This is a genomic window from Actinosynnema sp. NPDC023658 (genome assembly GCF_040639995.1).
Taxonomy (GTDB): Bacteria; Actinomycetota; Actinomycetes; order Mycobacteriales; family Pseudonocardiaceae; genus Actinosynnema.
Genome location: NZ_JBFAAX010000263.1, coordinates 1 through 7983 on the forward strand (window position 1 = coordinate 1; position 7983 = coordinate 7983).

The window sequence follows — 7983 nt, forward strand, 5'->3', positions numbered from 1 at the left end:
TGGGCAAACTCCGGAGCCCACAGGATGGAACCTGCAGCCTCACCGCCGATCCTCGTGTCCGAGACGCAGGTCACCGCCTACACCTACGTCGGTGCCCCGGCGTGGCACTACGACGACGTCGAGATCGTCAAGGGAAGCGACGCGCACCGAGGAGTTCGACCTGACGAAGTGAGCACCGGACGTGGCCCCCGTACCGTAAGGGCCGCGTCTCTTCGAATGGAACGAGAGTCAGTTAATGCAGCGGTACGAGTACTTCGCCATCGTCACGCCGGCCCGTCCACGACCGGAGGACCCCGCGGTGATGCTCCGCCGGTGGTTGGACGAGAACGGGCAGGTGCGCGAGGAGTCGTTCACGACCCAGCTCGCCTGGGTGCCCAGTTCAGCGTTGACCAGTTCGGCGCTCAGCGGCTCTGACGTGCACCGGGTGGACGCGCAGGCAGCGGTGCGGTTCGAGAACGCGTTGCGCGACCGGATGAACCGGGGTGTGACCGTCGACGGCAGGCAGTACTCGTACCTCGCGTGGATGGACGGTTCCACTGTGGATGATCCGACCGGGGTGCTCCGCGCGTGGACGAATGCGCACGGGGGCGAGCAAGAGCAGCGTTACTTCCCCGGCCAGGGCTGGCGGGACAGCTACGTCCGCGAGGACTGGCGTCGCGGACGCTACGACGGCACGTTCGAACCGATCGACAAGGCCACCGCCGACCAGATCATCGAACGCTGGGAGCAACGGCGCACCGAGCAGGGCTGACTCGGAGGAAGTCGCGCGGCCGCGACGAAATGCCCAGGTCGAGGCGCTGGGGCCGTTAGCCAGCAGGCTGGGCACCCCCCAAGCGGCTCGACCACCTGCCGGAATCCAGAGTCGGTCGATGCCGGCCTTCACCGTGTCTACACTGTAGACATGGACTACACCGTAGACACAGTCCGAGTCGCCGGGGCCCGGTTGCACACCGAGATGGCGGGCACTGGCCCGGCGCTGGTGCTGATCCCCGGTGGCGGCGGTGACGCCGAGATGTACGCCGAGGTCGTCCCACTGCTGGCGAGGCGGTTCACCGTGATCACCTACGACCGGCGCGGCAACTCCCGCAGTCCTCTCGACGACGAGTCCGCCCCGATCGCCGTCGCCGACCAGGCGGCCGACGTGGTGGCCGTGCTGGACCACCACGGGATCGAGCAGGCCCACGTGTTCGGCAGCAGCAGCGGCGCGATCATCGCGCTGGAGGCCCTGTCCAGGCACGGCGACCGACTCGCGGGGGCGGTGGTGCACGAGCCGCCGCTGGTGCAGCTCCTGCCCGGCAGCCCGGAGCAGCGGGAACTGGACGAACTGCGCCGGATCGCGGACACCGAAGGACCGCTGCGCGGGTTCGTCGCCTTCGCGGCGATGACCATGCCCCGACCGCCCCGGTTGTTCCAGATCCGCGCCGGCCGAGCGGCACTGGCCGGGGTGCTGCGGGTCGTGCTGGCCTCCGGTGCGCTGTCGCGTCGGCTGACCGGACGTGCGCCGGGCGGGATGCACCGCCTCCTGGGCAACGCCGACCTACTCTTCCGCCGAGAGTTGCCCGCGTTCTGCTACGACTACGAACCCGACTTCGCGGCGCTGGGATCGACCGGGGTGTGCTGGTGGCCGGCCACCGGCCGCGACAGCGTGGGCCGCCCCTACCACCGGCCCGCCCACGTCCTGGGTGAGAGACTCGGCGTGCCCTGCGTGGAGTTCCCCGGCGGGCACACCGCGTACCAGCAGCACTCCGAGGGCTTCGCCCGCCGCCTGACCGAACTCCTGGACACATGACCACCGACGAACGCCCCCAGCGGCCGCGACCCGTCGCGCCGACCAGACCGACGCTGAGCCGCGAGTACATCGCGGCCGTGGCACTCGCGCTCGTCGACGACATCGGGCAGGACAAGTTCTCCATGCGCAAGCTCGGCGTGGAACTCGGCGTCGACCCGATGGCCGCCTACCGGTACTTCACCGACCAGGAGGACCTGTTCGACGGCATCGCGGACACGCTCTTCGCCGAACTCGACGTCGAGGCGCTGCCCTGGGACGGGCCTTGGCGTCATCTGGTCGAGCAGTACACCCGTCGCCTGCGGGACACGCTGCTCGCCCACCCGCGAGCGGTGACCATCTTCGCCACCCGCCCGGTCCGCTCCCCGGCCGCCATCGAGACCGGCAACCGCATGATCACGCTCATGGCGGAGGCGGGCTTCACCCCGGGCGATGCCCTGCGCGTCCTGCGCTGCCTGCGGGAGTTCACCGTCGGCCACGCGCTCACCCTGGCCGTGCTCCGACTCGGCGGCGAACGGCGCAGCAGGAAGCCACCGCCGGAATCGCCCGAGTACAACCTGCTTGCCCGCAGCGCCGACGAGGCCGGCACGGACGACCACTTCGACCTCGGCCTCACCGCCATGCTCGACAGCTTCGCCCTCCTCATCGGATAAGCGCACACACGCGCGTGCCTCGTCGCGGCGTCATCGGCTCACCAGCCCTGTGCCTGCCCATAACCTCATCCACAGGGTGTCGAGCACGACCACACGACCTCGTCGGACCGTCGACGTCGCCGCATGGTCAAGCGCAACCCGGCCGACCACTGGGCCGCCCCCGCCGCTCCCATCGGCTGGGGTCCGCCCCGCATGCCGTTGATCACGGTGTGACCGCCTCGGTGGGCATTACCGCGAAGACTCGTGCTTGACGCAGCTAGCTAGTTCAGTCCAAGCTGAACTAGCTAGCTACATGTCGCACGGAAGGTGGCGGTGATGACCCGCGTCCTGAGCAGGTGAGGTTCAACAGCCTCGGCACCTCGTGCGCCGGTGACCTTTACGTCCGGGAGGCGGACGGCCCGGTCCCCGGTCTGGTGCTGGGGCACAGCGGGGTGATGGTCAAGGGGGCGCTGGCCGTGTTCGCGCCGCACTTCGTGCGCGCCGGGTTCGCCGTGCCGGCGATCGACTACCGCACGGTCGGTGCCGGCGAGGGCGAACCCCGGGGGCAGGACCACCCGCAGCGGCAGGTGGACGACTTCCGCAGCGCGATCTCCTACCTGCGGAGCCGACCGGAGGTGGACCCGGCACGGATCGGGTTGTGGGGTGTCAGCATCGGTGGCTCGGTCGCGGTGCAGGCCGCGGTGCTCGACCGGCGCGTGAAGTGCGTCGTGGTGCAGAGCCCCAGCGTGTGGAACGGGTGGCGGTACCTCGAGCGGTTGCTGCTATCGCAACGAGAAGACGCTCGACTCCACCGAGCACCTGCTCACCTTCGCGCCGGAGGACCTCATCCACCGGCTGTCGCCCACCCCGCTGGTGATGATCGCCAACGGCGGCTGGGACCCGTACCACGTACTCGAAGAGGCGCAGAGCGCGTTCGCCAGGGCCGGCGAGCCGAAACGGTTGGAGGTGCTGCCCTACGACGTCCTCGGCCTCTACACCGGTCCGGGCCTCGACGAGGCGATGGCGCCGGCCGTGGACTGGTTCGACCGCTACCTGCGCAAGGCCAGGCTCGCCACCGCCACCCCGACGCCCACCCGCGAGTCGATCGCCGCCGTGGCACAGTGACGGCTCCGACAAACCGGCCGAGGAGGAGCTGTGTCCAGTGAGGACAACCGGGACGAGGTGCTGCGGTGGATCGAGCGGGTGGCCGCGTTCTGCGTCGAGGAGTGGGCGCTCCCCCCGATCACCGGGCGCATCCTCGGCCTGCTGATGATCTGCGACCCGCCCGAGCGCTCCGCCGGCCAGATCGCCGAGACGATCCAGGCCAGCCGGGCTTCGCTCACCTCGAACATGCGTTTCCTGGTCGCCATCGGGCTGGTCCGCAAGGTCCGCGTGCCGGGCGAGCGCACCACCTACTACCGCATCGAGGACGACGCCTGGCACAAGGTGATCCAGCGCAAGCTCGACAGCCTCGGCTCCTTCGGTGACATAGCCGAGGAGGGCATGCGACTCGTCGGCGGCGGAGGGGCTCACACCGAGCGCATCCGCGCCGCCCAGCAGTCCCTCACCTGGCTGCGCGACATCGCCGCCCGCAACCCCCCGACCACTTGAGGACTCCCGTGCAACGCCTGCGACCACAACTGGACCCACTCCGGGAAACCCTGCTGCTCACCCTCTGCGCGAGGGCCTTGGACGCCAAGCTCCCGCGCCCGATCCTCGGTGACACCCACTCCGCCGACATCGCCGGCGCGATCGACTACGACTTCGCCAAGCTCAAGCTCAAACCCGGCCTCGTGTGCGGCACCGCCCTGCGCGCCAAGAAGCTCGACGAGGCGGTCCGGGCGTTCGTGGCCGGCCACCCCGACGCCGTGGTGCTCGATCTCGGCTGCGGACTCGACACGCGCGTCCTCCGCTGCGACCCTCCCGCCGGCGTCGACTGGTACGACGTCGACTTCCCCGACATCGTCGACCTGCGGCCCCGGTTCCTCCCGGACCGGTCCCTGCTCATCGGCGCCGATCTGACCACCCCGGGCTGGCTCGACCCGGTGCCCCGCGACCGGCCGGCCATGATCGTGGCCGAGGGCCTGCTGCCGTTCCTGCCCGGCGACACCTTCCAGCGGATGACCCGGGAGTTGACCGCGCACTTCGACACCGGCGAACTCGCCATCAACGGCTACACCCGGTTCGCCGCCTGGGCGATGAAGTACCACCCGACGATCAAGGCCATCGGCATCACCGCCGCCCAGGGCTTCGACGACCCGCACGACCCGGAAACCTGGGGCGCCGGCCTGACCATGGTCGAGGAACAACTGCTCACCCGCGCCTCGGAAGTCGCCCACTTCCCCCAGCCGCTGCGCGCCGCCACCCGCCTCATGAGCCACAGCACCACACTGTCCCGGCAAGGCACCCGCGTACTCCGCTACCGGTTCTGACCGGACTCCACCAGCACGCCGAGTGGAGCGATCGCCCGTGCACCCCGTGGGTACCAACACTCTGCACTCAGGCGTTGAGCTGCGGTGATCCCGCGTGCTGGGCCGCAGGGGCATGATCGTGAGGCGTGGAGTCACGACTGCTGTACACCGATCTTCGCCCGCTCCCCGGCTGTGTCCGACGGCCGCGCGTTGGAGTGCGGTGCGGCCCGGGAGTTGGCCCAGCGGCGAGGTGCCGCCAGGCGGGACCCCGGTCGCGCGGCTGCTCCGGACCGGGTGCCAGCCAGTCGTAGTTCCCGAGATCGGCGCGGACCAGAGCGAGAGAGCGGTCCAGCAGCCAGCGCAGTTCCGGGGTCCACAACGGAGAACTGGAGTCGGGCCGGCCGGCCATGATCTCGGTGGCGTCGACGAGCCGCCTGAGGGCCGGCCACCACCAGCACTGGCGCCGCGGCCACTGCCCGATCCAGCCGGAGCGACCGGGCCGGGGACCACTACACCTCACCGACCGCGGCCGCTTGGATCGATTTGCGCAGGGCGGGTCCGATCGGTCCGCTGAGTTCCGTGAGTTCCCGGATTCGCTGCTCGTTGGCACGTCTGGTCTTGCGGTCGAGGACGAGATCGAGGTCGGCGGCGGTGATGATGGCCACGAGTGCGGCGTCGGCGGGGTCGATGCTGTCCAGGGGTTCGTGCAGGACGCTGTTCACCCGTCCGACGAGTTCATCGCGGACGTGGGGATCTCGGATGATCACCCTGGTGACGGGGAACAGCCCGAGGATCTTGTGGGGTTGGAGGTGGACCCAGCCGCCGTCGTCGAGGTTCCGGCGTACCGCTCGGACGGTGGCGCCCTGCCCGTGGTTGATCCAGGACTGCCACGCGTGCGGCTTGGAGCCCGCGATCTCCTCGAGGAGCGCATCGAGGACGGGATCGTCGCAGGGGCGCCGGACGTCGATGGTGGCACGGCCGCGTTCGTCGGTGAGGTGGCCGCCCAGGTAGAGGTCCGCGAGGGTCGCGGCGCGGAGCATGGCGCCCAGGTGGGTCCCCGAGCCGACCTTGCCCTTGTCCGGGTCGTAGGCCAGCAGGTAGATGCGCTGGGCGAGGCTGCGGGGCACGGCCATGTCAGGCTTCTCTCGGGTTGCGCGTGACCGGGGACACCGAGATGCCCGTGGTCAGCGCTGCTCGGACGATGCGGATGGCCTCGTTGGTGTCGATGCCGAGGCTGGCGATGACGGCGGCGTAGTCGGCGGCGGCACGGCTCGCCCGTTCGCGCCCCTTCTCGCCGCACGCGGACACGAACGAGCCGGCCGACCCACGGGTCTCGATCAACCCCGCCTCCTCCAGCTCCCGGTAGGCCCGACCGACGGTGTTGACGGCCAAGCCGAGGTCCGCGGCCAGGCGGCGGATGGTCGGCAGCCGGGTGCCCACGGCGAGCGTGTGGTCCTGGATCTGCCGGGCGAGCTGGGCACGGAGCTGCTCGAACGGCGGGACGGGCGAGGCAGCGTCGATGGAGATCATCCGGGTCACGGTGCGCTCATGACGTTCCGCGCCACCGCGGCGCTCCGGGCGGTCCGCGCCTCGATCAGGGCCAGCGCGATGACGCTCAGGACGATGAAGGCGAGCCAGGCGGCGTTCCACCACCCGAAGGTGGTGCTGAACACCGACACGACCGGCAGCGACCACACCGACCACACCGCGGTGGGCGCGGCGCCGACTCGGGCGTCCTCGACCCGCATGATGACGTCGGCGGTCAGCGAGACCTCGTCGTCCGCCACGACCGGGTGCGTCAGGGTGTGGCGCAGCTGGACGACAACGCCGACGGCGAGCCCGCACAGCCCGACGAGCAGGATGACCGCCGCATACCTCGCGGTGGAGTCGTCCAGGGTCAAGGTGCTGATCGCCAACGCCGTCCCGCCCGCGAACGTCGCGACCGCGAACGCGGCACGCGGACGGCCGAGCACGGTGCGCCACCCGAGCCTGACCGGGTGGGCCGCCCGTCGCGACAACGTCGCACCGGCGCGACGGTCGACCCGCCGCACCCACCCGTCCAGCGACGACTGGGCCAGCACCAACCCGACCACCAGCGCCGTCAACACCAGCAACGACCAGCGCCGGTCCCCGGACCCCTCCACCATGCCGCCGGTGTAGGTGAGCGCGACCGCGATCAGGAACGCGGCCAGCAGGACGGAAGCGGCCAGCCGGGCACGTCGCCGGACCTCCAGACGCGTCGCCAGCAACGTTGTCGGCCGGACGTCGGCCAAGCCATGCCCGGCCAACCACGCACCGGCCCGCTCGAGGTCCGCCGGACGCACCGACAGGTCGGCATCCGGCGAGGTCCCCTTCGGCATGACGCCTCCAATGTCGCAACTTCTGTCTCAACATGGTGCGTCAAGAATTGCGACAAGTCAATCCGGCTGCGGAGCACTCGCGCCGGTCTCCCCGACGGAGCCGTGACCCACGATCGCGACGCCCGCGCCGTGCCGAACGCACGGGTTCCCGTTGTCGCACCGCAGGACTGCGGTTCGTGGTGCGGGTCGTTGGAGGACGATTGTCCGCAGTGGGTACCCGGCAGCAGGACGAGGGACGCGGGGTGCCCGGCCAGCAGGCCGTGGCGGTGGGCTCCGCGCAGGTCTACCAGGCCGGGCGGGATCTCCACGTCCACCCGGCGCAGGCCCGACCGGCGCTCCGGCGCGGCGACCTCACGCCGCGCGTGTTGCCCGGATCCGTGCACCCCGTCATGCGGGCACCGCTGCGCGGCCGGACGGAGGCGCTCGCGTTCCTGCGGAAGAACCTGGCCGAGCGCAAGCACGTCGTGGTGACCGGGCCGCCGGGTGCGGGCAAGTCCCTGCTGCTCCGACACGCCGCCGACCGGGAGGTGCTGGCCGGGACCGCGCTCGGCGGCGACGTGGGGATGATCTGGGTCGACACGCCGCCGTCCGTCGTCGACGTCCTGGGCGCCGTCCTGCGCGAGTGCTACGAGTTCGACCGGTCCCGCACGGTCCCCGATGACCTGGTGCGGGATGCGCTGCGGGACGTCCGCGCGCTCGTCGTCCTGGACGACGTGGACCTCACTCCCGACGAGGTCGGCCACATCCTGTCCGTCCTGCGCGGCTGCGTGGTCGTCCTGGCGTCCCGGCGCGAC

At 70.8% G+C, this 7983-nt stretch carries 9 protein-coding genes and 2 pseudogenes; 8 read left to right on the forward strand and 3 right to left on the reverse strand.

Annotated features, from left to right (window positions below):
• The first annotated feature begins 235 nt into the window (after nt 1-235).
• The 7 genes and pseudogenes from AB0G02_RS23075 to AB0G02_RS23105 all read left to right on the forward strand — a co-directional run bounded on the left by AB0G02_RS23075 (nt 236) and on the right by AB0G02_RS23105 (nt 4850).
• Nucleotides 236-751, forward strand: coding sequence for a hypothetical protein (locus AB0G02_RS23075; protein ID WP_360797539.1), 516 nt, complete (start codon nt 236-238; stop codon nt 749-751).
• Nucleotides 752-901: 150 nt separating this feature from the next.
• Nucleotides 902-1789, forward strand: coding sequence for an alpha/beta hydrolase (locus AB0G02_RS23080; protein WP_360797540.1), 888 nt, complete (start codon nt 902-904; stop codon nt 1787-1789).
• Nucleotides 1786-2439 carry a TetR/AcrR family transcriptional regulator gene (locus AB0G02_RS23085; protein ID WP_360797541.1) on the forward strand — a complete coding sequence of 218 codons (654 nt, stop codon included), beginning with the start codon at nt 1786-1788 and terminating at the stop codon, nt 2437-2439. The genes AB0G02_RS23080 and AB0G02_RS23085 overlap by 4 nt, the downstream gene beginning before the upstream one ends.
• Before the next feature lie 413 nt (nt 2440-2852).
• Nucleotides 2853-3152, forward strand: a pseudogene (locus tag AB0G02_RS23090) (alpha/beta hydrolase); the annotation flags it as partial.
• A gap of 142 nt (nt 3153-3294) precedes the next feature.
• Nucleotides 3295-3543, forward strand: a complete 249-nt coding sequence (locus tag AB0G02_RS23095) for a hypothetical protein (RefSeq protein WP_360797547.1) — start codon at nt 3295-3297, stop codon at nt 3541-3543.
• 30 nt (nt 3544-3573) lie between these two features.
• Nucleotides 3574-4029 carry a transcriptional regulator gene (locus AB0G02_RS23100; RefSeq protein ID WP_360797542.1) on the forward strand — a complete coding sequence of 152 codons (456 nt, stop codon included), beginning with the start codon at nt 3574-3576 and terminating at the stop codon, nt 4027-4029.
• A gap of 8 nt (nt 4030-4037) precedes the next feature.
• A complete protein-coding gene (locus AB0G02_RS23105) occupies nt 4038-4850 on the forward strand; it encodes a class I SAM-dependent methyltransferase (protein WP_360797543.1) in 813 nt (270 codons plus the stop codon).
• A 488-nt stretch (nt 4851-5338) separates the two neighbouring features.
• Here the strand turns inward: AB0G02_RS23105 and AB0G02_RS23110 are convergent, their stop codons facing one another.
• The 3 genes from AB0G02_RS23110 to AB0G02_RS23120 are packed head-to-tail and all read right to left on the reverse strand — an operon-like array spanning nt 5339 to nt 7189.
• Complete coding sequence (locus tag AB0G02_RS23110; RefSeq protein WP_360797544.1) at nt 5339-5962, reverse strand: GPP34 family phosphoprotein; 624 nt, start codon at nt 5960-5962, stop codon at nt 5339-5341.
• A 1-nt stretch (nt 5963) separates the two neighbouring features.
• On the reverse strand, nt 5964-6359 hold the full coding sequence (locus AB0G02_RS23115) for a GntR family transcriptional regulator (RefSeq protein WP_360797545.1): 396 nt from the start codon (nt 6357-6359) through the stop codon (nt 5964-5966).
• Between the two features lie 5 nt (nt 6360-6364).
• Complete coding sequence (locus AB0G02_RS23120; RefSeq protein ID WP_360797546.1) at nt 6365-7189, reverse strand: hypothetical protein; 825 nt, start codon at nt 7187-7189, stop codon at nt 6365-6367.
• 200 nt (nt 7190-7389) lie between these two features.
• On the opposite strand from AB0G02_RS23120, the pseudogene AB0G02_RS23125 reads away from it, so the two are divergent.
• Nucleotides 7390-7983: pseudogene (locus tag AB0G02_RS23125) on the forward strand (hypothetical protein); the annotation flags it as partial.